This window comes from Thomasclavelia sp. (genome assembly GCF_047249845.1).
Taxonomy (GTDB): Bacteria; Bacillota_I; Bacilli_A; order Erysipelotrichales; family Coprobacillaceae; genus Thomasclavelia.
In genome coordinates this window covers 1-25991 of record NZ_JBKTWO010000046.1, presented here as the reverse complement: position 1 = coordinate 25991, position 25991 = coordinate 1, and the positions used below count along the sequence as shown (strand labels likewise).

General features: G+C 30.8%; 25 protein-coding genes. 12 read left to right on the top strand and 13 right to left on the bottom strand.

The features are described from left to right. Window positions 1-50: 50 nt before the first annotated feature. Genes ACLR9T_RS11045 through ACLR9T_RS11035 form a run of 3 tightly spaced genes read right to left on the bottom strand, consistent with a single transcriptional unit; the run spans window position 51 to window position 1507 of the window. Window positions 51-866, bottom strand: a complete 816-nt coding sequence (locus tag ACLR9T_RS11045) for a DUF3825 domain-containing protein (RefSeq protein WP_117968738.1) — start codon at window positions 864-866, stop codon at window positions 51-53. Continuing rightward, window positions 847-1083 (bottom strand): helix-turn-helix domain-containing protein, encoded by a 237-nt coding sequence (locus ACLR9T_RS11040; protein ID WP_147340641.1) that lies wholly within the window; start codon window positions 1081-1083, stop codon window positions 847-849. Before ACLR9T_RS11040 ends, ACLR9T_RS11045 begins: the two co-directional genes overlap by 20 nt. After that, on the bottom strand, window positions 1073-1507 hold the full coding sequence (locus ACLR9T_RS11035) for a sigma-70 family RNA polymerase sigma factor (protein WP_117968737.1): 435 nt from the start codon (window positions 1505-1507) through the stop codon (window positions 1073-1075). The genes ACLR9T_RS11040 and ACLR9T_RS11035 overlap by 11 nt, the downstream gene beginning before the upstream one ends. Before the next feature lie 642 nt (window positions 1508-2149). Between ACLR9T_RS11035 and ACLR9T_RS11030 the strand changes: the two genes are divergently transcribed. The 5 genes from ACLR9T_RS11030 to ACLR9T_RS11010 all read left to right on the top strand — a co-directional run bounded on the left by ACLR9T_RS11030 (window position 2150) and on the right by ACLR9T_RS11010 (window position 9287). Beyond that, window positions 2150-2383: a hypothetical protein gene (locus ACLR9T_RS11030; RefSeq protein WP_022230309.1), complete on the top strand. Its 234-nt coding sequence runs from the start codon at window positions 2150-2152 to the stop codon at window positions 2381-2383. Then, on the top strand, window positions 2376-2645 hold the full coding sequence (locus ACLR9T_RS11025) for a phage holin (RefSeq protein WP_022230310.1): 270 nt from the start codon (window positions 2376-2378) through the stop codon (window positions 2643-2645). The genes ACLR9T_RS11030 and ACLR9T_RS11025 overlap by 8 nt, the downstream gene beginning before the upstream one ends. Before the next feature lie 15 nt (window positions 2646-2660). Next, entirely contained in the window at window positions 2661-3359 is a 699-nt protein-coding gene (locus ACLR9T_RS11020; protein WP_022230311.1) for an N-acetylmuramoyl-L-alanine amidase, read from the top strand. A gap of 71 nt (window positions 3360-3430) precedes the next feature. Further along, on the top strand, window positions 3431-4585 hold the full coding sequence (locus ACLR9T_RS11015) for a radical SAM/SPASM domain-containing protein (RefSeq protein ID WP_022230312.1): 1155 nt from the start codon (window positions 3431-3433) through the stop codon (window positions 4583-4585). After that, complete coding sequence (locus ACLR9T_RS11010; RefSeq protein ID WP_412956973.1) at window positions 4575-9287, top strand: FAD-dependent oxidoreductase; 4713 nt, start codon at window positions 4575-4577, stop codon at window positions 9285-9287. Before ACLR9T_RS11015 ends, ACLR9T_RS11010 begins: the two co-directional genes overlap by 11 nt. 64 nt (window positions 9288-9351) lie before the next feature. Here the strand turns inward: ACLR9T_RS11010 and ACLR9T_RS11005 are convergent, their stop codons facing one another. The 3 genes from ACLR9T_RS11005 to ACLR9T_RS10995 are packed head-to-tail and all read right to left on the bottom strand — an operon-like array spanning window position 9352 to window position 13781. Next, window positions 9352-10968: a hypothetical protein gene (locus tag ACLR9T_RS11005; RefSeq protein WP_308456936.1), complete on the bottom strand. Its 1617-nt coding sequence runs from the start codon at window positions 10966-10968 to the stop codon at window positions 9352-9354. A 38-nt stretch (window positions 10969-11006) separates the two neighbouring features. Further along, the gene (locus ACLR9T_RS11000; protein WP_413109581.1) at window positions 11007-12881 is read right to left on the bottom strand and encodes an S-layer homology domain-containing protein; all 1875 of its coding nucleotides are present in this window, start codon (window positions 12879-12881) and stop codon (window positions 11007-11009) included. Between the two features lie 39 nt (window positions 12882-12920). Next, window positions 12921-13781: a hypothetical protein gene (locus ACLR9T_RS10995; protein WP_412626306.1), complete on the bottom strand. Its 861-nt coding sequence runs from the start codon at window positions 13779-13781 to the stop codon at window positions 12921-12923. A gap of 275 nt (window positions 13782-14056) precedes the next feature. Between ACLR9T_RS10995 and ACLR9T_RS10990 the strand changes: the two genes are divergently transcribed. The 3 genes from ACLR9T_RS10990 to ACLR9T_RS10980 all read left to right on the top strand — a co-directional run bounded on the left by ACLR9T_RS10990 (window position 14057) and on the right by ACLR9T_RS10980 (window position 17197). Beyond that, window positions 14057-15181, top strand: a complete 1125-nt coding sequence (locus ACLR9T_RS10990; RefSeq protein WP_118447003.1) for a hypothetical protein — start codon at window positions 14057-14059, stop codon at window positions 15179-15181. A gap of 236 nt (window positions 15182-15417) precedes the next feature. After that, entirely contained in the window at window positions 15418-15660 is a 243-nt protein-coding gene (locus ACLR9T_RS10985; protein ID WP_117968921.1) for a transposase, read from the top strand. 298 nt (window positions 15661-15958) lie between these two features. Continuing rightward, window positions 15959-17197, top strand: coding sequence for an IS256 family transposase (locus tag ACLR9T_RS10980; protein WP_022229400.1), 1239 nt, complete (start codon window positions 15959-15961; stop codon window positions 17195-17197). Window positions 17198-17429: 232 nt separating this feature from the next. Here ACLR9T_RS10980 and ACLR9T_RS10975 read toward each other — a convergent pair whose 3' ends face one another. From ACLR9T_RS10975 to ACLR9T_RS10960, 4 genes are all read right to left on the bottom strand, one after another. After that, window positions 17430-18389 (bottom strand): hypothetical protein, encoded by a 960-nt coding sequence (locus ACLR9T_RS10975; protein ID WP_413109580.1) that lies wholly within the window; start codon window positions 18387-18389, stop codon window positions 17430-17432. A gap of 177 nt (window positions 18390-18566) precedes the next feature. After that, entirely contained in the window at window positions 18567-19685 is a 1119-nt protein-coding gene (locus ACLR9T_RS10970; RefSeq protein ID WP_412956981.1) for a radical SAM protein, read from the bottom strand. Between the two features lie 102 nt (window positions 19686-19787). Beyond that, window positions 19788-20279 carry an RNA polymerase sigma factor gene (locus tag ACLR9T_RS10965; RefSeq protein ID WP_412956984.1) on the bottom strand — a complete coding sequence of 164 codons (492 nt, stop codon included), beginning with the start codon at window positions 20277-20279 and terminating at the stop codon, window positions 19788-19790. Further along, window positions 20276-20632: a helix-turn-helix domain-containing protein gene (locus ACLR9T_RS10960; RefSeq protein ID WP_022229185.1), complete on the bottom strand. Its 357-nt coding sequence runs from the start codon at window positions 20630-20632 to the stop codon at window positions 20276-20278. Before ACLR9T_RS10960 ends, ACLR9T_RS10965 begins: the two co-directional genes overlap by 4 nt. A 182-nt stretch (window positions 20633-20814) precedes the next feature. Here ACLR9T_RS10960 and ACLR9T_RS10955 point away from each other — a divergent pair, with 182 nt between their 5' ends. The 3 genes from ACLR9T_RS10955 to ACLR9T_RS10945 are packed head-to-tail and all read left to right on the top strand — an operon-like array spanning window position 20815 to window position 23665. Continuing rightward, window positions 20815-21576 carry a LytR/AlgR family response regulator transcription factor gene (locus tag ACLR9T_RS10955; protein ID WP_412956986.1) on the top strand — a complete coding sequence of 254 codons (762 nt, stop codon included), beginning with the start codon at window positions 20815-20817 and terminating at the stop codon, window positions 21574-21576. 20 nt (window positions 21577-21596) lie between these two features. Further along, the gene (locus ACLR9T_RS10950; protein WP_022229183.1) at window positions 21597-22307 is read left to right on the top strand and encodes a LytR/AlgR family response regulator transcription factor; all 711 of its coding nucleotides are present in this window, start codon (window positions 21597-21599) and stop codon (window positions 22305-22307) included. Next, the gene (locus tag ACLR9T_RS10945) at window positions 22304-23665 is read left to right on the top strand and encodes a GHKL domain-containing protein (protein ID WP_147515214.1); all 1362 of its coding nucleotides are present in this window, start codon (window positions 22304-22306) and stop codon (window positions 23663-23665) included. The genes ACLR9T_RS10950 and ACLR9T_RS10945 overlap by 4 nt, the downstream gene beginning before the upstream one ends. On the opposite strand, the gene ACLR9T_RS10940 is transcribed toward ACLR9T_RS10945, so the two are convergent. The 3 genes from ACLR9T_RS10940 to ACLR9T_RS10930 all read right to left on the bottom strand — a co-directional run bounded on the left by ACLR9T_RS10940 (window position 23662) and on the right by ACLR9T_RS10930 (window position 25106). After that, on the bottom strand, window positions 23662-23820 hold the full coding sequence (locus ACLR9T_RS10940; RefSeq protein ID WP_022229181.1) for a hypothetical protein: 159 nt from the start codon (window positions 23818-23820) through the stop codon (window positions 23662-23664). The two genes, ACLR9T_RS10945 and ACLR9T_RS10940, sit on opposite strands and share 4 nt — an antisense overlap. A gap of 15 nt (window positions 23821-23835) precedes the next feature. After that, the gene (locus ACLR9T_RS10935; RefSeq protein WP_412956990.1) at window positions 23836-24393 is read right to left on the bottom strand and encodes an accessory gene regulator B family protein; all 558 of its coding nucleotides are present in this window, start codon (window positions 24391-24393) and stop codon (window positions 23836-23838) included. 191 nt (window positions 24394-24584) lie between these two features. Beyond that, window positions 24585-25106 carry an RNA polymerase sigma factor gene (locus ACLR9T_RS10930; RefSeq protein WP_022229179.1) on the bottom strand — a complete coding sequence of 174 codons (522 nt, stop codon included), beginning with the start codon at window positions 25104-25106 and terminating at the stop codon, window positions 24585-24587. Between the two features lie 271 nt (window positions 25107-25377). Here ACLR9T_RS10930 and ACLR9T_RS10925 point away from each other — a divergent pair, with 271 nt between their 5' ends. After that, a complete protein-coding gene (locus tag ACLR9T_RS10925; protein WP_117968976.1) occupies window positions 25378-25758 on the top strand; it encodes a hypothetical protein in 381 nt (126 codons plus the stop codon). Window positions 25759-25991 lie beyond the last annotated feature (233 nt).

The following is a 25991-nucleotide window of genomic DNA, read 5'->3' as shown; positions in this document are numbered from 1 at the left end:
TGGTAAACAGTTCAGAAAAAGAACTGTTGACCAAGCATTCTGTTTTTTAATTATTTTATAAGCTCCAAAAGCCATGGTGCTGATGGTTTGGCTATTGCCCGAGCATTGAGATATGCCATTTCAAGAGTCAGACAAGTATTTCCTAAATAGTATCCGTCCATAACTGTCAGTGTCATTGCCAAATCCGGCTTATTCATTTTAGTAAGATATATCGGAAGTAAATATTGCACTCTCCCCATATATCCCTGTGCAGAAATAAGTCCCGGTTCTATAACTGCTTTTCGCCTTGCAAGTTCCACTGCAGTTTCCAATAGCAACGGCAAATTTTTAGCCTTTCTTATTTTTGCGGGAATTCTATTTAGATTTTCTTCATCACCCAAAATATGCTCAACATTTACCCTTATTGACCATTCGGGATTAAAATTCAAACCTTGCTGTGCCATATGATACACCGGTCGTTCAGGCAACGGCTCTATATATTTAAGCCATGGTGACATTTCATCACAAAAGCCTTTAAAATACCATTCAAGCATAGAATCCTGCTTTTTATTTCTGAAAAAGCAGCCATATATGCCTTTATAGCTCGGGGTGTATAATCCTGTATGAAAGCAGGCACATTCATTCTCAATGTAAAAATATTTTAATGCTTTATTATCTTCTTGTTCTGAGTTGAATTCAATAGCCTGTTTACGAAAAATTGTATGTATATATCGTTCCAATATCGGTGTTTCTGCATTCTTTGTTTCAACTGCCGGTTTCTTGAACTGCCATGCCTCCGGCAATACCATACATTTTAAATCATGAAGATGCCTGTACCAATCGGGTACATAAGCAAACTCAAATAAGTCACTTTGTATTGTTATCATTTTTTATCACCTTACATTTCAAAAGTTCTTCAAGATACCTCATCTGTATCTCTGCTTTAAAATCTTCGTCTACATATCTTATCAAATTTCCAAACCTATCTTTTTTAGTAACCATTGAAACTTTATTTATATATCTCTCATAGCGTTTCAACATTAATATCTGTGCATCACAATCCCCGTTGATAGCTTTTTCTGCAGTTCGATTCTTAAGGTCCACGAATATCACACTCCAATCTCCTTTCTTTATAATTTTTTATTAGCTTAAAAGCTTTGTTTTTCCAATTTGTAATAGTTTTCTCTGAAACGTTTAATATCTTTGCAATATCTCTTCTTGATAATAAATACCAATATTTTAATATCAACACTTCTTTTAATTTATCATCAAGACATAACATAGCTTCATACAACCATTCATTCTTAACATTGCAACAATGTCCGCTGTTATCAGAAATAACATATTCACTTGGATATATATCTTGTTCTCCTACTAAATCTGTATCAAACTCAACAAAATCAAAACTTCTTTTCTTTGCGCTCATTCTGCGACGTATATCAACTGATGCAGTATATATAACATTCATACTATACTTATCAATCATATCCCATTGTTCTATTTCACCATCATATGAGGAATTAAGCATAACTTTTCCACCCCTCTATATGTAATTTTGAAAATGAACTTTTTTGCTCCTCATTAATAATAAATCGCAAAAAGCAGTGAAAAAAGGAACCTAATTCACAAAAAAATCTTTTTTTGTCTAAATATCACAATATATATATATATTGTTTATACAATTATTTCAATATTAATAAAAAAACAAACTGGATTTATCATCAAATATTTTGATGAATCCAGCTTATTTATTTTATGGCAATAAATGATTATCTGAATATAACTATTTTATCATAAGCAAATGTTCTTGAAAATAGCTATCATAATATTCTGACAAGATTCTGATTCACTATTTATACACTCAATCCTCAACATTTAAACTAAGCTTTCATAATATACTTTTTTCTTATGTGAAAAATTAATATAACACATCGTATATTTAACAAAAAGTATTATAACAGTTTACATTTATATATTTCTATCTATCTATAATTATTAGATATACATATAACAAATAATTTACATATAAAAGATACAACATTCTATATGCAAAAAAATATTGTTTTTAGGAGGTGAACTATAGAATTATATGTATTCAATCTATTATCTTATATAGATAATAAGATATTTTTTTAGGATTATAAAAATATTATATGCGAGAGGAGTAAATATGAAAATTATAGACAGTACAATTATTGTAGCTTTAATTTCAATGGCTGGAACAATCATTGGTTCTATGATAGGTGTTATGAAATCAAATGACAAAACACTATACAGAATTGAACAATTAGAAAAAAAAGTTGAAGCTCACAATAATCTTGTTGAACGAATGACAATTGTTGAACAAGAAGAAAAATCCAATGAACAACGAATCCAAAGATTGGAGTGTGAAAAATATGATTAATTGGAAAATAAGATTTAAAAATCCTGTGTTCTATATTCAGCTAATAGTTTCAATAATCTCATCTATTTTTGCCTATATGGGAATAACAGCCTCTGAAATAACGTCATGGTATAAACTATTTGAGATTATTCGTCAAGCTTTTTCAAACCCATATATAATTTTTATTATGGTTATAAGTATTTATAATTTTTTAATTGATCCTACAACAAAAGGTATAAGTGACAGCAAAAAAGCTATGACATATGATGAACCTAACATATAAAAAGGAGAATTGAGGATGAACGTTTTATTAATTGCAGGTCACGGAAATGGTGACAGCGGTGCTGTCGGCAATGGTTATGAAGAAGCTGAGTTGACCAGAGAATTTGCTGTATTGCTAAAAGAAAATTTAAAATCTTTTTGCAATGTAACATTGGCAGATACTAATCGTAATTGGTTTGAATTCTTAGGTTCTAATAATTATGATTTTTCAAAATATAACTACGTTTTGGAAATTCATTTTAATTCAGGAGGTGGCTCTGGAAGTGAAATATTTGTTACCACAGCTGAAAGTGGAATAACCGTTGAAGACGAAATTCTAAAAAACTTATGTAATTGCGTTAAATATCACAACAGAGGTGTCAAAAGAAAAGATTTCCGTGTTATTTCAAAAATAAAATCTCAGGGAGTTTGTTCAGCATTGCTCGAGGTATGTTTCATAGATAACAGCAATGATATTGAAATATATCAAAAAAACAAAAATAAGCTTGCTACTGCAGTTGCAAAAGGAATTGCAACTGGATTCAATTTAAAATATATTTCGGATAAAAATAGCCCCCATAGTACAGATGTTTCTGAAAAAGCAAAAGATGCTATAGATTGGTGCTCTAAATACAATATATTGCCTCCAGATATTATATCAGACATGGATGATCAAAAAATATTATTATGCATTGGTCTATATAACACAGTTAAATTTTTAGCAGAACATATTTAATTTTATGTTCTGCAATTTAACAAAAAATATCTTAAATTATATATTATACAAAATTAAAGGGAGAATTTATTATGATAAATAAAAATGATCTTATTTCTATTATAGTAAAACCTACTAATGCCTGTAATCTACGTTGCAAACACTGTTATCACGCTGGAACAGGTTATGATAATGAACAAATGTCAGACAAAATGCTAGAGAAATTAATTTCTTCAAGCGTGCCACATTTTTCAGGTATACACTATATCTGGCATGGTGGTGAACCTTTAAGTATGCCTCTGACATTTTATAAACGTGCTCTAGAATTAGAACAAAAATATAAACATAACCCTAACCAAAATATTAAAAATAGCATGCAGTCTAACGGAACTTATGTCACTGAAGATGTTGCAAAATTTATTGCAGATAATAACATTTTAATTGGATTTTCATTTGAAGGTCCATACAATGACTTTTTGCGAAGTCATACAAATATGACCTTAAAAGGATATGAAAATTTAAAAAAATATAACATTATCCCTGGTACTATAGCTGTTGTAGGTAAGCATAATATTAATAACTTAATTGATGTTTATGAATATTTCCGCAATAAGAATCAGCCTTTAAAACTTAATACAATATTTGCATCTGGATCTGCTAAAGAAAACGAGGATATTTTATTAACAGATCCAGAATATTATGCAGAAAAAATATGTGAATTATTTGATTTATGGCTATTTGATACTACTACCGGAATCAGTATAAGTCCCTTCTATAGTTATGCACAATCTGTTATATCTGGCAAACCAAAATACTGTACACACAGTAGTTGTCTAAAACATTGGTTAAGTGTACATTCAAACGGTGACATATATCCCTGCGGAAGATATTATCCTGAAGAGTATCGTCTTGGAAATATAATGGACTTTAATGATCTACATGATGTTTTTGAAACAAAAATTTATAAAAATATTATAAATAAAAGTGCCATACGCAAGCAGAAATGCAGAGAACAATGTAACGTATATCATCTTTGTAATGGCGGATGTTTAAATGAATCTATTCTTGCTGGCGGAATAGAAAATATTCCTGAATTTTCTTGTACAGCTTTTAGTATAATCATCAGTCATATCAAAACACGAATGCAGGAAGCAATATCCAGAGGAATAGAATTTGAAAATATATATAACAAATATATAAGAAATATTATAAAAAAAAGATTGGAGATGAATAAAAATGTCAAATAATTTTAACGAATATAATTGTTGGGACGAATGGGATGAAGTGGACTATGGTGATACATGGGACGAATACGATAACTATACGGAATGGGACGAAGATGACAGTCCTGATCATAGTGACTGTTATGGATACGGAGTATATTCTGAATGCAGGGTAGAAGACAGCTATGATGATTCTGATATTCCCCCTTATGTTCCAGGCAAGCAACGCCTTCTTGATATTGCCACAAGTCATTTTCAAGTTGATAATTATATATTTACATATGTTATTTTTGACAAGTCAACTAATGTTATGATTGCTGTTACTAATCAGGAAGAAGCTTTTGCTAAAGTAACCCCTGTCTCAGCTGTAGAAGAAATTAACGGTGAATATTACGTCGATTCTGCTGCAAGTGTAACTTTCACAGAAATGGAAAGAAGTATTGATCGCCTAAGAAAAAAATACTCTGCTGCGGCCGAAGAAGATATACAGTTTATCTCGGCAAACAAAGGTACAAGAGTTATATACAAAGGTGTTTATTCATTTACTTATGCTAATCAAGTTATATGTAATTCTATGGCATATGCACCTTTAGGAGCTACTGAATATCGTCATGACTATATCAAAGTTCAGGATTTAATTGAAGAAGAAACAGGAGCTGGATATACAGTTGACTATAACCCACAAACAAAAGAGACCTTTGCTCGTTCAAAACAAGGTGATTTATATTATGTTTCTGTTGCACAGGATGCTGTTTTCTGCGATGATGAACGATATGTATACTCATCATTTGATGTTCAAATCCAGAAACTTTGCACTGTATCAGAGTGGATTATGATTCACTATAATGTCGCTCAGGCAGATATTTCTGTTTACAGTGACAGAATAGTCTTTACCGAAGAAGGCGGTAAAACATACAAAATTCTAGTAAATGATTTGCCTGATTATATTGTTTATGATTATGATAATTATATTCCTGCAGATGCAACTATTGAAGCTGTTCTTGATTATAAAGATGTACAAGGTGTACCTAAAAACTACTATAGGGTAATTGCACAAATCAAAAGTCTGACAGGCTTAGACGCCACACAGGATGAAAATAATTTCATTATTCTCTGTGGAAAAAGTTTTTATATACCAAATGCTGTTCGCTTTAATGGTTGGATATATGCAGAACGAAAAGATGTTATTTCAGCACTTGAATCTAATTTTGTAGATATAGATAACTATTTCCGCAGTTGTGGATTTTACTATGGAACTGATGATAATGGACACTCATATTCAGCTTCACAGTATAAAGCAAAATCTATGTGGCTTCTAAGTAAACAACTTAATATAACTAACAGAATCCGCGTAAATGATACTTCAGGCGGTAATTATTTTAACCTTACAACTAGTACAAAAAATATTGAAGAAGCAGTCGAATCAGTTTTTGGAAAATCAGCCAGCTATCTCGGAGCAATAGCAATCGAAAGCAATACTGTAAAATCATATATCGAAGACAAGCTATATATCCGAAAAGAACGCCTGTCATCAAACAGCACAAATCTTTTTATAAACGGCAAACCCTATGCCATTTCAACACTGCAGACAAGCTTTAATTCTAGTACTTATTATGATAAGACTAAATTATTATCCGCAGTAAAAAATCTTACACCTACAATATCAATCACAAAAGTTGAAACTATACTTAACAACGGAGAAAATTATGCTTACATTGCAGGAAACCAAGCAAAAATTACATTTACTACGTCCTGCCTTGACCATGTTGCTATTGGAGTTCAGACAGATTCAGAAACAAAGTGGTTTCATAATACTGCGCCGTCAAGTTCTATGAGTATGACTGTAAATCTTTATAAGGAAGGAAAATGTACATTAAAAGTACGTGGCAGAACCACAATAGATCCGGCTGATGTAGGGCTGACGTCTATTCCTCATTCTAAGGACTGTGAGCAAACCCAAGTTATCACCGTTCTTCATTCAATACCTAATAATATGGTATATATTATACCATACGCACAGAAGCAAGGATGTACGGTGACTGATAACAATTCCAATGTTGTTGTAAAATATCAACACAGATTTTATTCTAATCCTGAAACTTGTACATACTATAAATCTCTATCCGGAGAGCAAGCATATAAAAGACAGGTATCGTATACTGCTTCCGGTCTTTATATGAACAAAGAAACATTCCGCATGGATATGGATTTGGACATTATTAATGATTCTCACAATGACCGTGACTGGTATCTTGAAAAACGTATATGGCGTCTATGGTCACAAGGGAAAGTAGCAAGTTTCAGCAGAGAACAAATAGATGCTAACGGGAAAAAATACTTTAATGTAACTATGAACGGTATAACACGCACTATATATAAAGAACCTGCTGACAATGCTTTTTATGCACCACTATACAAAAATACCACTCGTTCCACAATAAGATTAGTAAATAACCACCTTGTTATGCCTGAAAGTCTTATGTATCTCTTATTTTCTGATTTAAGCGATATTGAAACATATATATTAAATCACTACAAAATAACCAATCCGTCAGAAAATTTAAAAGGCCAATTAAATGCAATGACTTTGTATGATAAAAAACTTAATATTGATTGTATCACTCTTGACAAAAAAGGAGATGAAGTACAATTGATGGCAACTGAAGATAATACATCATACATAAACCATGCAACTGTCAATGATATCAATTCTGGAATGATTGAATATCGCAATCGCGAGCTTAAGAATGTATTCGATAGCCTCAGTAAAAAACGTCAGGAATTATTCCACTATAATCCTGTTACAAATACAGTTGATTTTGATGGATTTGAAGTAGATATACCATCATTAACTTTATATCCTATCAATAAAAGCACCCCGACATTAGACGATTATAAAGCAGCTCTATTTGCAACAGAAGCAGATATCAAAAAAGTCGATACATATAGAAGAATTGTAGTTTATGGTGCTGGAATGGGTGGTGTATGTGCTGCTTATAAAGCATACCAATATGCCTGTACAACAGGGTTTGAAAATTTTGAAATTATGCTTATAAATCCTGTACCTGTACCTGAATTGGGCGGTATCGGCACTGTAGGTGGTCAAAATTTCTGGGATGTCCGACACTATATTGAAGTGGGCCGATTCCCATATCGCGGTAGTGTGGCAAATGTAATGCCTTATGACGGAGGATTAATTCCCGAAAAGGACAGGTATAATACCAAGACTAAAGCGATTGACTTAGAAAATTTAATTTATGATAAAGAAAAAAATCTTGGTGTCAATATAAAGCACCAAATGGATATTTCCGACGTAGAACAAGATATAGATGGAATAATAAAATCTATAACTATATGCAAAATCTATCGCGATTTGCCTAGTGGTATCATAAAGTTTTCAGACGCTGAAAAAGATAAGGAAATTATAAGCGGAGATATATTTATTGACGCATCAGAAGATGGAAAATTATCTCGTATAACAACAAATGCAACCACTGCCGGACGTTTTGACTATCCAACCCACTGTCTTGACAATAGTGAATTAGGGCAGAACATTGACGCTGCGCATAAAGGTCGTCAGCCTGCAGCTACACTTATGTTCAAACTAAAAGGCATTAAACCAAGTATAGAGTTGAATACTGCTGATAATACATATGGCGTATATGAGTGGGATGATAATCCGAGTGACGATAATAAAGATGAACATGATCACCATGCTTGGCAATTCACAGGCGGAGATGATACTTTCTACAACAGCGGTAGATTTAGTGCAGAAAATCCTTCTGAAATGTATTTATTCAATGAAGAGTTCGGTGATAAGTATTTATTAAAATCACTTAATGCAGCCCAGGATGGTCCTGACTCAGATGAATGGTGGATAAATGGATTACTAATCTTTAATGTGGATGGTAGCGCTCACGAGCGCGATAAAAACACTGGTTTTTATCCTAACATTAGAGATGATTATGAAAATACGGATGAAGCTTGGATAAATTCAAGAAAATTCTTGGAAGACAATTCTGAAAGATTACTAATGGTTTATAGACAATTACCTGGTTTTGAAAATGCTGATTTTGTTTGGGAAAAAGATGCTAATGATCAAAGTCATATAACTGTAGGTGATATATTGTATATAAGAGAAACCGTACATACCTCACAAGACAGAGAGTCCATAGGTAATGAAACAGAAAACAACAATTATGCAGTCACACAACATCACTGCCATTATGCCGCTCATCCTGATGAAAAAGATAATCCTAATAATCGTCAATCTATAGGTTTCAATTTTTATGAATCCGATATCCATCCTTTCAAAAAAGATGATTATATAGATGAAAATGATTCTAAAAAATATATTTGCGGTCATTTAAGTTATCAAAAAATCCGCAAAGATATGAATGATCCTAATTATCCTTTAGACAAAAACTCTCCAACAGCTCCTGCATTTATACCATACTCAGCTCTTATTACTAAGTATGTAAAAAATCTGCTTATTCCTGGGTATGCCGTATCAGCCTCATCATTTGCTTGGTCAGAAATGAGAGTCTTGCCGAATCAATGTGTCTTAGGTGACGCAGCAGGAATTGCAGCTGTAACTTGCCTTTTATCTGGACGAACTCCATTTGAGTTAAATGATACTGACGAGAATGGCAAATATATTTACATTCAAGATATGCATAATATTTTTGACAAATATTACATTATTTACAAAGACGAGGATCTTTAATTGATTAAGAGCCACCATAAAAACATAAAAAAGCGGTTCAGAGGAACCGCTTTTTTATATATTATCATGAACCGTTATAAAGCGCTTTAAAATACCTAAAATTATATATGTTAGCTTCAGTATCAAAGTTAATTCCAAATGAATTTTCAATCTGAGAATCGGTATTATAATCGTATATCGGAAGCATGGGCTCACCATAGAGCTTTCGAATAGGATAATCAAGTCGAATTAAATTTGGAATATATGTTCCTCCCGACGGTTGACTAAAACGCTTTTCAACATAAGCATTAATACCTGGAAAAACATTGTATACGATACCCCAATCGCCCATAAACAAATAATGATTATTAAAAATACAAGTAAAATCTCCTCCTATGCTAATTACAATACCATTTTCTTTGGATACGTTCAGCTTCAAAGCATCAGCAGTGATATTGTCCACATAATGTTCACGATATGTTTTATTAAAAATTGAATATATCGGAACATATAAAATACCATTAACTATTTGTGCAGGTGAAGTTAGAGTATGAAGCATATAAAAATCTTTTTTAAAACCAACTCGATTACTGTTTATTGTAAAACTGATTTCTTTATCTGTTATACCTTCTTCCATATATTTTAACATTGAAGTTATTAGTTCATTTTCACTGTCTTTTGTTAAAAAATCATTTGGTTTTATATAATTATTGTCATCAAAAGCCAATATATTTATATCCAATAAATATGCAAAATACGGTTTTGACCATTCTTGAATCTTGTATGCGTCATAAGAGGGAATGTCATAGTGAACATAATCCGGTATTGTTTCTTTGTATGATTCAAAAATTTGCTCTATATGATTATAGTGACCGTATTTACTTATATAGTAATCAAAAGCCTCCGCATAGTCATACGAACATCCCAAAATTCTTGAAATGAAAAATGCTGCGTCGGTACGAGTGACACCTCTGTATGGATGTAATTTACTTCCGTTTTCATAACTATACTCGTCTATAAGATCTGCCTTAACAAGCAAATTTATGTACTTTTCTAACTTTGTATCTTTTATATCGCTGAATTTTTCAAGATAAGCAATATTTGTGTTTTCTTCATCATCAGTTTTTACATAGTGGTTATAAAAATTACTGTCAAAATCCATATGAGTTGCTTTGATGAGATCTATCATAAAGTCCTGATATGAAACTCTGTCATCAGAGATATCCAGCGACAGTGTTTTGTCAGGTTCACACCATACATAATTCAGAAAGAAATCCGAAATTTCATTATCCTTATTTGCTTCCGTATATATTTCACAGGTACGTTCAATCGGTATAGCCATTGAACCGTCAATATTAAATGCCGGGACTTCTATTCCGTTTATTTTAACCTTAATATCCGTATACAGAACATTTATGTCGGATTTTGTCGGTTCTAAAATAGGTGTTTTTTCTTTTTGCCAATCATAATCCGCATAGGCAATGCCGTCTTCAAATTTTACATCAAAACCGTAGTTCGACAAAGCTGATACTAATACTGCTGTTTCGCCGCCTATATTGTACGCAGGTATTTCATATCCACATATATCCGTTATTATATCTGTCGGATACACCGCGCCTATAACATCACCGACATTTTCTGCGGTGGCAGTAATACCGAATAACATAAATAAAGCGACTAATATAAATATTTTTCGTTTCATTATTATCTCCTTTTTTATCTTAAATATTGTCCTATGATTTATCCCATTATATCATATTGATTGTAAGTATAATATGTATAAAAATCATATGAAAATGTTGAAATAAGTTCTCTGTCTGACAGCGAATATACTTCTACTTCCTTATTCGCTTTATTTACTTTAGTGTAACAAACTTTATTATCACGTTTGATAAGATACACTTTTCTATCAGATTCTAAGAATACCTCACCGTCGGGATTGTATATATAGTATTTCGAACTTCCTTTTTCGTATTTGTACACTGGTGTATATCCGCTAAAGCCCTCAGTATCCAGAAAATCAATAAATTCCTTTGGATATACAGATGTATATAACAGCATATTAAATCCATCGACCGTATAATTCCCCTTAGGAGATACGCACTCGCTGTCTATATTTTCTGCCAATAAATCCTCAATATAGTCATCAGCGGATTTATATTGCTGATTTTCATCCCAATTCAATGAATCAATATGTTCTCTTGTCTGTATATCATATACCTCAATACTATATTCATCGGTTTCACCGAAACAAATTTTATTTTTATATGGCATTACAAATAATTTTTTATCACTTTTATAAATTATTTCTCCGTTGGGATTGTAAATTATGTATTCATCGTTATATTTGACCGGTGTATATCCTTTCAGCGTATCGGTATAAAAATATGTGAAATCCTTACTATATGTTGGACTGTAATACGGAGGTGACTTAATCAAATTCTCACCCTGTACAAAATACTCACCCAACGGCGATTTCGCCTTATCCAAATCAACTCTTATTTGTTGGTTATTACAAGGATATTCATTCTTATCAAGGTAATCACCACCCAAGTATGAATCATTGTGAGATGAGGCAAGCATTTCACCATCATAACTGTAAAGTTTCATATTTGTTATAAAAGAAGCAGGTTCGGATCCAGCTGAACCGAATGTTGTTACCATATAATAATTATCTGCAAACTCAATACGATCAGTTGCTCTTTGACATGTATCTAACGTATCAACCATCAGTTTATAGTCCATATTTCCTGTTTCGGCATTGTATATACCTGTGCATTTATTATTCTTGCTGTAATTTTCACTTTTGTTGTTATGAATATAAAAATACCATTTCCCGCTTTTTTCAAAGAACACAAACGACCTCTCATCATCAGCAACATCTTCCTCAGGACCGTCATATGTAAATATCGTTTTACCGTCATTTTTTATCCATTGCTTATCCTCACCGCTAAAAAGTGATAAATCACCGTTAATTTTTACTTCATACACATTGCTTGCGTAGTCACTCACATCAAGATTAAACAACTTTAGCATTGTTATTGCCGACTGCTCCATTGTATAATTTGATTTTGGCGAGAAATTATTATCACCTACTCCTCGCATTATTCCGAGAGAATCCATTTTACGCACAGATTCCTTTGCCCAATCTGAAACTGTGTCATAATCAGAAAATACAGTATCAAATAAAGCTATGTCCTCTTTTACGCCCATAAATTCCGCTGTATTCGTCAGTATTACTGCCGCCTCCTCACGCGTAATATCGTCATTCGGTGCAAATTCCGTTTCAGAACGTCCATTTATTATTCCCGAATTTGCAAGAAAAGCCACTTCGGCATCATCTGTATCAGCAAACGAACTCTTAACATTATTCTCACTAATCAGTGATTTTTGTTCAAGCATTTTATATGCCAAATGACAAAAATCAATACGCGATATATTAGCGGTTAAATCTCTGTCCGCAAAGAAATTCGGCAATAATCCCGCCTCATCTGCACTTACTAAACTTTCCTCCGCCCATTGTGAATGATTTTCACTTACTTCCGCCGACGCACCTATTCCCGTCGCTAAAATAATTGACACACATAACGCACCTAAAACTAACTTCTTTTTCATCATAAAATCTCCTTTAAACTTCCTATACCGTTAAAAAATCTAAATCGGAATTTTATTTCCTGATCCCTCTAAAATCACGTTGCCAAAATGTCCGTCTAGAGTCAGTTCAAAACCTGCGTACCTATCACCATATTTACATGATATTTGAGAAATTTTTCTATTCAACTCACATAATATTATACTATAATCCATCTTATGTCCTTTACTTGACACACCCCATCCCATCCTATAGACTTCATTACCAAACTTAAGCATATTACAATTTATGCCATTTTTATAAAGTTTATAAAGTTCCTCATTTGAATCGATTTCAGGCTGAAGGTCAATAATCCCCTCCACCTTCCGTGCACCAATTTTCTCCATCCATCTATTGTTATATACAATATATAACACTTCAAGTGTTATAAATCCGGCACCTTTAGGATGTTTCCTCACATCCAAAAAATATACATCCTGATTATCTACAATAAAAAACAACAAGATATTAGAACGATTATTTTTCATTTCCTCAATACTGTTTGCTTCTTTATCTGTTAAATGTAAGTGTTTAATACCCCATTGATTTAATAATATATCCTTGAATTCTACATCAAATGCTTTTTTACTTAAATATCCTTTTACACTTTCGCCCTTATCAAATTTTTTTTCAAATAATTTGATTAAATCACATAATTCCTTCGGAAATTCTTCATTCATTTTTTTAATCAGTTCACGAGAATAATGTACCTTTCTCGGTATATTGATTACATTTTTTCCGATAACATTCATAAGATGCAAAAAATTTGTTTCATATGTTTTTTCATCATCAATATTTTTTTTCTCATAACAAGGTAAATTATTTGTCAAATAATTTGCTATTTCAACAGATATATCTCTTTTAATCATTTTCTCTACATTCATAAAAACAACTCCTCTTCTAAAAATATTGCGTATATATTTAATATTTTTATTTTATCATTTTAATCATAAAATGTCAGTTTTTTTCACAAAGTCTAATCAAAAAAGCATAAATTTTTTTATTTGTGTGCTACATTTACAAAAACAAATTTATTTCTCTCCTTATATGTAGTATTGAAATTATTTCTATGTCAAAATAATTTATCAAGCAGATTATTTTGATGAAAGCTTGAAATGAAACAGTTTTAATACAAATAAAAATATAGGAGGTAAGTGTTATGTCAACATTTACAGTAAAAAAAAATATAGACAGAGCAACCCAATTTGCAGGAGATAATTTTGGTAAAGCTATGCAGAATAAAACAAAATTAAGTTTTACAACTTACAATGATCAAACTTTAGTTTATTGTAATCAGCCAGAAGCTGTGCTTGCAAAACATTTTGTTGGTTCTAGCGCAGCTACAACTAATTATTATGTAAATCGTTCGTCAGTTAAGAAGGGAGATTGTTTGGTTTATGCCTCATACGATTTGCTGGGTTGCCCAAATGGTTACTTTGCCATTAGAATATATAATCCAAACTCAACATCGGTGACTGTTAAAAAGGTGAACGAAGGTTTTTCACACTCTGGCTCATGGGACTTGGCAATTAATGCTTGGAAGCAGTTTTCAAACGGTGTAAGTGAAAGTGCAAAGTCCATAGCGGCAAAATCTTCTATATGGATTACTACTAAATCAGTTACACCATCTAGCAATCGTCTATTAGAATATTTAATGAAATTCACAACAACTGGAGATGTTTACGTTGCAGTCTATTTCTGTACAAGTATATCAAAAATTCCAGCTGATGGTGGCACATATATACCGCGTAACGGTGAAGAGTCGTATTCAGGCACAGCTAGAAAATTCTACATTTCAACTTCCAAAACACTATATGCCGCTGATGCAATGGCATCATACTATAATTCTTATTTCTTTGGATTAACACCATACAATGGAAAGGTTACTAATACGAACGAACACAATCCTATCACTCTTGTTCAAGGTGGTACTGCAAGTGAAACTGCGCTAAATAAGAGCGATCGAAATCTAGGTAATTGGGGATTGCAATATGCCATGAACTTTACACTAAAAAACAATTATTCAAAGCCAGTCAAATTCAAAGGATATATTATTTCAAATCCTATTTCGCATTGTGCTGGTATACGTTCAGGGAACTCTGTTGATGGAGTATTTTTAGAGCCTAATGAAAGCAATGAAAACCCCGACAATAACCGTTGGCAATTTTTCGAATCAACTACACTACCAGCAAATACAGGTAGTGTTACAATAGACTTTCAATATATGCATCTTTCAAAGGGCAACGCTCCATGCCTAATGCAGTTTGAAGTCGTTCCTGCATAAAGCTAATTATTGTCATATGAAGGGATAAGACGATATTCTATCATTGTCTAATGTTGTAGACAAAACTCTATTCAAACACCTTAAATTCTGATATAATATAAATGTCAGAATTTAAGGTGTTTTTTTATATATAGGAAAATGAACAGACATAAGAAGCAATGACAATTACATATGCTTTGCATAGATAATTTGTACCTAAAAACATATATTATGCGATATAGGCAACACCTGATTTCATTTACAATGAAGCTGAGGGACGATGTCTGGGCATATACCCTGTTTCTCTGTTTAAAATAGTGATGATACAATACATATTCAGAATAAGAAATATGCATCAGTCAATAAAAGCAATAGAATCAAATTATGCACAACTTTGGTCTATCAGTTACGATATAGGTGAAGATATTCCACATTTCTCGACATTAGAAAAGCATTACTGCAGACTATTTAAAGATACAGACTATCTACACGAATTTTAAATGAAACTATAAACTGTGGTTTTGTTGATGAAAGCGCAATATTCGTTGATAGAACATATATAAAAACTAATGCAAAAAATAAAACAAAAAAATTTTTTAAGAAATATGATTGTATAATATGTCTGGCAATGCGATATTAAAATACAGAGGACATGCAAAGGTAACAGAAAAAGTGGCTCTATGTCTCGCATTTATGGATCAAAAAATCCAGTAAAATAGAAACGGAGTCAATTTCAAGTATTGTGTAAACCTTCATTATGGTGTAGAATAGAAATACACTAAATGGAGGTTTTTAATTATGCCACGAAGAAAAAGAACACCGGAAGAAATTGCACGAAAAGAACGCACAAAAGCACTTATGAAAGAATTGAACATCAAGGATATGGACGATATTCAAGATTTGTTCAAATCTTTTGTTGCGGCTGCCTTAGAAGGCGGTCTTGAAGCAGAGCTTGACGAAGAATTAGGCTATTCCAAGTATGATTATCGCAACAAAGAAACCAATAACAGTCGCAATGGTTACAGCAAAAAGACCATGAAAACCAGTTTTGGAGACATGGATATAGATATTCCACGAGACCGCAATGGTGATTTTGAGCCTAAGCTTATTCAAAAACATCAAACAACATTATCGGGAGATATTGAAGAAAAAATCATATCAATGTATGCTAAAGGAATGACTGAAAATAATATAGCGGCACATATTGAAGAAATATATGGACTTGATGTGTCTGACAGTACCATAAGTCGTGTTACAGATAAAATTTTGCCGATAGCTAAGGAATGGCAATCGCGTCCGTTGGAAGAAGTCTATGCTGTAGTATTTATGGATGCGATACATTATCATGTGCGATACGAAGGACGTATAGTCAAAAAGGCTGTGTACATAGCAATAGGTATAAATTTAGATGGCAGAAAAGATGTTCTTGGCATGTGGGTTGGTGAAAACGAGAGTGCAAAATTCTGGCTTTCTGTCTTAAACGGATTAAAAAATCGAGGAGTAAATGATATTTTAATTGCTTGTATTGACGGACTAAGCGGATTTACCAATGCGATTGAAGCTGTTTTTCCTCAAACAGAAATACAGCAATGCATAATCCATCAAATCCGTAATACAACAAAATATGTGTCATACAAGGATATTAAAGCACTTATGGCAGATTTAAAGCGTGTCTATGCAGCTATTGATGAGGATACCGCATTACAAGAATTAGAGCGATTCGATGAAATATGGGGAGGAAAATACCCTAAAATCGCCGATAACTGGCGAGATAAATGGGTTCATTTATCCACGTATTTCAAGTATCCTCAAGCAGTGCGTACACTTATCTACACAACTAATACGATAGAAGGGTTCAATCGCCAGCTCCGAAAAGTAACTAAAAACAAGGGAGTTTTTCCTACAGATGATAGCTTGTTTAAAATGCTGTACCTTGCAATGATGGACATCACAAAAAAATGGACAGGTCGTCGCCGTGATTGGGGTGAGATTCATTCTCAGTTGGAGATCTTCTTCGCTGATAGAATCAGCTATTGACAATTGCTGATTTTTTTGATAACGTAAAAGCGGACGGAATTAAATTCCGTCCACTTAAATAAATTTTTCTGCACTATTTTGTATTTACACAAAACTTGAAGAATACTCTAGAAACGACTAAATGGGCTTTTGAAGCCACATTAGTTACCGATTTATACAAAAAGCGGTTGTCCTAATTCTACAACCGCTTTTGTCTATAACCTGAGACGATGTTCTATCATTGTCTTATTGTTTATGATGATATAATCAAACCTATATCAATCATATCATTATCCGCTATATACAATTTATCTGACATTATCATAATTTTTATCGTTCTGTTTACGCTATTGATATTGGCATTTACCTCATATATTGGCGTAAACGATGTATCCTTTGAATGATTTGTTGCAGACCACCGTTCTGGCTTCACTGGCACATAGTTATCAGGAAATGTTATACACAGTTTTCCGTCTTGTATAGTATACGAAATTCCAGCATATTTAAACAATTCATCACATGAATAAAATACATAACTATCACCTACTATATCCTTTTCTGAGTAATTTATATACTCATCATCAGATATATTTCTGTTTCTATAATAGCCATAAAACTCCCACATTCTACTGCTAGAACCAATGATCTTTCCTACTCCATACAACGTATTTACACTTACACCTTGACGCATAGAGTATAAATCAAGACGCCTTTGTTCATCATCATAAACCATTTTAAATCCCAAATCAGAATACCCCATTTTAGCATTTTCATTAAAATAATGCTCTCCTTCTATAGTTTCAGCCATTTCCTCTACGCAAATCATCATATTACCACCTGTATTGTACGAAGTAACTCTATGAGTACCAAAATATACGTCAATATCAGTCGTTACTGTTTCACCCAGTATGTCATTTGAATTCTTGTACATCCCTTCAAACTCATAGTTTGACAAAGAAGGTTGTTCTTTCGGTAATGATAAACAACGAATTACCACTGTCCTATTCTCCTCATCCCATTCAACTTCAAAACCATATCGACGCATGTCTGTTGCTTTCACTAATGTTTTGCCTCCTATGTTATATGAGGTTATTTCTTGATTATCAATATAAGTTCGAATATCACTCTTATAAATATAATTATGATCTTCAGCTACTGCAGTAATACTTATTAACATTATCATTGTTGTTAAAATAAATATTTTTCTTATCATCTCATCATCTTCTTTCATAATTCATATAGTAATATTATTTTAACACTATCATATTGAATGTCAATTTTTTTTCACCAATGATGTTTAAAAATACACAAAACAAAAAATCAAACGGTATAATCGTTTGATTTTTCGCAGAAATATTCCTAATATATTTAAACATTATATATAATGATATTAGCGTGAATAACGTTTTATTATTCGCATCATATAATTATTTATTGTTCTTTTTGTTTCTATTACTTCTTTTACACGTTTATGGATATGCTTTAAAATAATTTGATGAGATATACACTGAAACATATTGGGTTTAGTTATATCTCCAGATAAAATACAATCATTATTACATCCAGCATTGCAATAACTGAAAATATTACACTGTCTTCTGCACTCATTCTCTCTTATACACCTCTTATTTACTATCTGTTGATAAACATTTTCTTTGAAAAGGTTACGTATATCCTTAACCTCAGAAATATTACCCAAACAATATTCTTCCGGATATGAACGCCCGCACGGATAAACTTTTCCATCATGATATATTGATGCCATATGATACATGCAATTTCCTTTTGTACAGCTTCGCATATGGTGAGTGAAATAAGAACTAACATAACTAGCAAACGGACGAACCTCTATATTACCATCAACATCATTCATCCAGTAATCAAATAATTCACATATTTTATCTGCATATTCAGCAGGATCGGTAAGTAATAATTCGCAATGATTTTTAGCCTCTCCTGAATCAAACATAGGTGAAAACTTAAATGATATATTTTTTTCATTAAAATATTTATATATGTCTATTAAATTATGAATATTATGTGCCCCAATAACGGAAATGGTTCCGTGTCTTTTATCGATTTGTTTAAGTAAATCATACGCATTAAGCGTATAATCTGTTTTTCCACGCGTCTGATCATTAAAAGGTCCGTCAAATGATAATCCTATACCAAAACCATATTTCTTTATGAATTCTGCAGTCTCTTGTGTTATTAATATTCCATTAGTTTGCATAGTATTTATTATGTGATGTTCCGGACCTTGTCGATATTTTTTTTGGTAATATAATACACGTTCATAAAAATCCAGTCCCATAATCAGAGGTTCTCCTCCGTGCCAATTATATTCAACTCTCTTAAAAAACGGAGCTGTAACAGCTATAGCTTTTTCTAATACTTGATCCGTCATTTTTTCTTTGTCATATCCATTATCTGCATGATAACAATATTTACAACGTAAATTGCATTGATTCGTTGGTTTCATAATAACTGTAATATTATCACTTGTCATTTTTATCACCTTTCTCTTTAAAACTATATATTAAAGAGTATTTTTCAAATAAAAATGTAAAGTTTATTAGCGATATTTAAAACACGCATAAATATTTTCGTTCTAACATTTTGAATTTTTTATTTTTTTATACATTCTGCTAAATTTCATCGTCCCTGTCCCTATTTTCATAGAATTTGCTATTGATATTTCTTTTATACTATATCCTTCTATAAAATGTTGTCTAAGCATTTTTATTTCATTACTTGTTAAAACATTTTTCAAGTCATCAAAAGTAAATTGTTCCTCATATGCTACAGCTTCATATGTATCTAATTCACATTCTGGTATAGGTGTTTCGCATATATTCATTTTTTTCTTCATTGTTGTCATTATTTTATTCCTTGCGGTTTTATAAAGCCAATTTTGAGGTGATGGGTGTGTTTTTATCTCATATAACTTTTCCCATGCTGTACAAAATGTTTCTTGTACTATATCTTCCGAAAACCTTACACCAGTTATAAAAAGAATATATTTATATATTTTTTGATAGTATTGATTATATAAGCGGTTAAAAAATCCAACATCATCTTTTTTTGTATTTTCATTTATCATTCTATTTTCTCGTCACCCCAGTTGTATTTATTTAATAATTCTATAGTATCTAAAACATACAAAAGTTGCATTTTATTTAAGCATTTCACCTTTTCAATAATTTGATTTTCATATTTCCGACATTCCTGATAATTTTTCTTTTTTTTAATATGAGTTCCGACTAAATAGTCTAAACTAACTCCTAATTCATTAGCTATATCTATAATCGCACTAAGTGACGGTGTATCGACATTTCTTTCAATTAACCCAATATAATTAGTACTTAAATGTACTTTTTCTCCCAAATTTTCTTGTGTAAGGCCACGCATAATTCGAACTTCTTTCATATTTTTGCCTATTTTAATTTTTTTCATTTGAATTCCTCCAGTATAAGCATATCCAACAGTAATTATAATAATGACTATCTCTTATTACAACAAACTATATAATTCTTAAACCAAGGAAATACTATGTTTTAATATGATGTTGTTTTTTATACCAATTAGGAAATATATTATTATAGAGAAAACTAAATATTAAAAATAGGAGTATAGTAATGAATATAGTAATATGTGAAGATAGCATCTCTGACAGACATAAACTTGAAAAAGTAATAACAAAGGTCTTAATAAAAAATAATTTAAACAGTGAAATTATACTTTCTACAAATAATTCAGCAGACGTATTAAACTATGCAAATAAAAATAATCAAATTACATTGTATTTTTTAGATATTAATCTGCATGAAAAATTTATAAGTGGTATTGATATTGCTAATGTTATACGTGAAACAGATGAAATAAGTCCCATCGTACTTATAACTAATTACTCAGATAAATTAAGCCTAACTTTTGAGTATAAACTAAAAATTTTTGATTATATCTCAAAATATGATATTTCAAATTATGAAAAAAGAATTACAGACTGTATACTAATTACAGAACAACGTCAACGCAATGGGTATATCAACTGTTTAAATATTCAAAACTACAGTACCAATTTTTCTATAGAGTATAAAAACATTTATTTTATTGATACTGTTTCTGGACACCATAAACTAAAAATTCATACTGATTCATATGTAGTTGAATTTTACGGTAAATTAAAAGATATTTTATATAGATTAAACACAGATTTCTTTCAATGTCACAAATCTATAATTATTAATAGAACGAAAATTATCGGTGTCGATAAAAGAGAAAAATCAATTATATTATCAAATGGATATAAATGTCCGTATTCTTTAAAATTTTTTCATCCTAATACATTAATTGACAAAAATACGTCTATATGTTATAATAATCTAAATAAAATTTAATTATTATATAGGAGAATAATATGAATATTGTAATATGTGAAGATGATATACAATTTTGTAATTACATAAAATCTATACTTGAAAAATATATAGTTAATAATCACTTTAATTCTAAAATTGTTTTGACGACATCTAATCCAGACAATGTTATAAATTATATCCACAATAATTCTGAAATAACAATTTATTATCTTGATATAAAACTTCAAAATAATAAAAGCGGCTTCGATATTGCATCAATTATACGCGAAAATGATTATATGAGCCCTATAATATTCATTACTAATTATGAAGAAATGATGTCACTTACATATGAATATAAATTAGAGGCTCTTGATTTTATCATAAAAAACAATTTGGCATCATTAAGACAACGAATTTGTGAGAACTTAAAGTATATAGAAACAAGACAACAAAAAGGTTATATGAAGTGCTTAAATATAAAAAATAAACAGAAAAATTTTTCTGTCCCGTTCGATAAAATATGCTACATAGAATCAATAAAAAGCACTCATAAATTGATTTTATATTATGATAATGGCATGATTACTTTCTATGCATTACTGAAAGATATTGAAAAGGAACTTGACAGCCGATTTATTCGCTGTCACAAATCTATTATAGTAAACAAAAATAAAATAGTCAATATTGACAAAAAGAAACATACCATTGAATTATCGCACAATTATCATTGTATTTATTCACCAAGATGTAAGGAGATTATAAAATGAATTTATCACAGATTACTATACTTCTATCTAACACAATTTCTTTTTCACTTGGTTTTACCTGCATCGCTTACGTTTTAACTCTTTCATTAACAACGAAAAAAATCTCATTCGGCAAATTATTTTCTTGTTTGGGAATTACCTACTTAATTATATCTCTTACATTTATATTTGCGGGTATACCAGGCTTAATATTTACCTTATTTTTATATTTAACTCATGCCAAAATACCATTGATTAAAAATATATTTATTTGTGTACTTACTTTTTTAATGGTTCTTGTGCTTACATTTATTACCAATATGGTATTTTATGCAATGAAATTTTCACCTGATCAAATTGAACATTTAAGAGAAATGGTATCTTATAATATCTTTTTTTCTATAGAATGGATTATTTCGTCATTAATCATTTCTTGTGTTATATATTTTTTAAGTTATAAAATTACCCGTCATCATAAAAAAATGAATTTTATTAACCATGTTAAACCAGATAAAACAATATATTTAATATTTATAAATGTGCTATTTTTAGTCATAATTATCGCCGGAGTTGAATTTGCCATAGCTACAGTAGATACAAGCATTACTAAATATGTATTGATATTTGGTAATATCTTAACTTTGACATCTATTGTTTTTTCAACAATTTCCATTTGGTTAGAACTAAAAATTATTTCTAATAAATCAAAAGAAATTGAATTAGAAAAAAAACAGGAAATAACCTCTGCATACAGACGTGAGATACAAAATATGTATAATGAAATAATAGATTTTAAACATGATTATATAAAAATATATTCATCAATGAGCACATTGATAGCATCTGACAATTTAAAAATGATAAAGGATTTTTTTTATAAAGAAATACTACCATTTCATAATAGTATTTTAAAAGATGTAACATTTACACACTCTATAACATTAATTGAAGACAGCATAATACAAGGCATTATATATAGTTATGTACTGAAAGCAAAAAACAATTCCATTAATTTTAATATAGATATTCAGGAAAACATTAATATTGTATCTGAAATATCATCTTTAGATATGTCTCGAATTTTAGGAATACTGTTAGACAATGCATTTGAAGAAGCTGTCAAAACCGAATCAAAAAATGTCATATTGAGTATAATTCCTTTAAAAACGCAAATAATATATGTCATAAAAAATTCATGCAATACTGTACCTGATATTTCCAAAATTTTCTTAAATAATTATTCAACCAAAGGAGAGAATCACGGAAGAGGATTATCTATTGTTCAAAATATTTGTAACAATTATAGTAATGTATTCTTTAATGTTAAGATTCAGGATAATTTCTTTTTATCCGAGCTTATAATAAATACAGTAGATTAACATTTGTCTTTTAGTTCATCAGGCATATCTTCTTCATATCCCCAAATTCCTAAGCATAAGTTTGGAGAAGCATTTGCTATAAATATACATACAGCTACAACTGTACCGCATAATGGTATTAATAACTTATTGATAATATTATTCATTTTCTTCATATCTAAAAATCCCTTTCATTGAATTATTATTTTCATTATAGGCAATATCATCACTGCTTCTAATGATATTCCTATAATGATTATATTTCTATATACATTTTCACCTATACAGAATGCAACAATAAATAAACAGGTTGCTGTAATTACAGTAATCTTTTTAAAAAATTTCTTCCGTGAATTGCCTATTGGACGTTTCATCGTTTCAATCGGAGCGTAACGCAAAAAAATAATTAAGCAAATTAAGTAAACCACCATTCCCGCAATTATATTAATGGGTTTCAACATAATTGCCATATAGACAGAACTAATAAATCCAATAATACCAATAACAGTGCACTTAATTGTATTATTTGAATGATAACCAAATCCGCTTAATCTAACACATGTAAACACGCTTAATAATAATAATGTTTCTTTTACTATTCCTAATATTACTGATAAAATAATCAAAACAGCTGTTTTGCTAATATTAATATAAATAATATCAATGCCATATTTCATCTTTTGATAATTCTTTTTATCAACATTACAATAACTGCATATTTTGTCACTAATCCATTTGCTAATAGACATTTCTTTTTTCTCCTGAATGGTTTTGTCTAGAGTCATCATTATTGATTTTCTGTCCTTTATTAATCTTTTATCAGCTGACTATACAAAAATATTCAATAATCGTGAATCCAATTAATATATTACACCTTTTATGTTAATTATCGTGTATTTTTTCCCAAAAGCACCTCAAAACGACTTTAACTACAAAAAAACTATTGTTCTAACATTTTTCTTAGATTTTTCAGAGCCTTATTCTTATTGTTATAAACAGCCTGACGAGATATATTTAATTTGTTCATTATTTCTTTATCTTTAAACATAAAAAAAAATTTATATATAATAACCCATTTTTGATTATAATTTAATTTTCTAATTGCAAAAATTAAATCCAGATCCTTTTTCTCAAAATCTTCTGATAGATTTTCTATGTTCTTTATTATATCTGGATCATATATACATTCATTTTCACGTAAACGTATTCTTTGTTTTAAGAATTTTACATATGAATGTCTGATAGATGTTGATATATATGTAACCGCCTGTCCATCATGCTGAAAAAAAGGCATATTATATATTAATTCTATCATATCAACTATCAAATCATTTTCTGCATCTTCATAATTTAGGGCATATGCCTGTTTTTTTATTAACGGTCTAAATTTATTTATAATTTCCATTAAGCTATCTTTATTTTTATCTTTTGCTGATACTATTAAATCACATAAAATACCCATATTATTTCTCCTCCATATAAATAAAAGAGAAAAAATATGTGTATAATGTAAACTTATCTCAAAAAATGTCGTAATAGCATATATTTTCATTATAACAACAAATTTTTTTATAAATAAAAAATTTCCCAAAAAACATCTATATGAACACAAAAATATGTCGGCTAAAATAAAACGAGCCATTAGAGGAAAAAATGATAATAAAAAAGTGAGCCACAAGAAATAAATCTTCTGTATAATAAGAGAAAAAACTTGTATACAGGAGGGATAAGGAGTGGCAATAGCAATGGATATTTATGAAAAGATCAGATATTATCGAGAGCATACAGACTTCAGTCAGCGTAACGTAGCAAAGATACTGGGAATCTCACGAAACACAGTAAAGAAATATTGGGAAGGACAAACAGTTCCGTGGGAACGCAAACCCGGCAGTGGCAGAAAAAAAGACATCATTACTGATGAAGTTAAAGCATTTATCATGAAGTGTTTAGATTCTGACCGGAAAGCTCCGCGAAAGCAGCAGCATACAGCACATAAGATATACACACGCCTGGTTGCTGAGTGTGGTTTTGAAGGTTGTGAAGGTTGTGAAGGTTGTGAAGCTTCTGTAAGAAGGACTGTGGCGGAACTCAAGGACAAGGTGACTAACTATTAAAAGTCAAGAGTTTTTTTGAAAAGTTTTTCAAAATTTTTAAGAAACTAAAAAGTGTATGGCAAATAAGCCCTATATCTCAAGGGCTGAAACATTGATATAGTAATTATCTAACTAAATCGGCATCATATGCAATGTTTTTAGTTTGCAGTGTGTAGATGACACGTAGCAGCTTTTTAACAAAGCCACACGATGAGGTTTACCCTCTGCACGTTTCTTAGAGTAAAACATAGCAA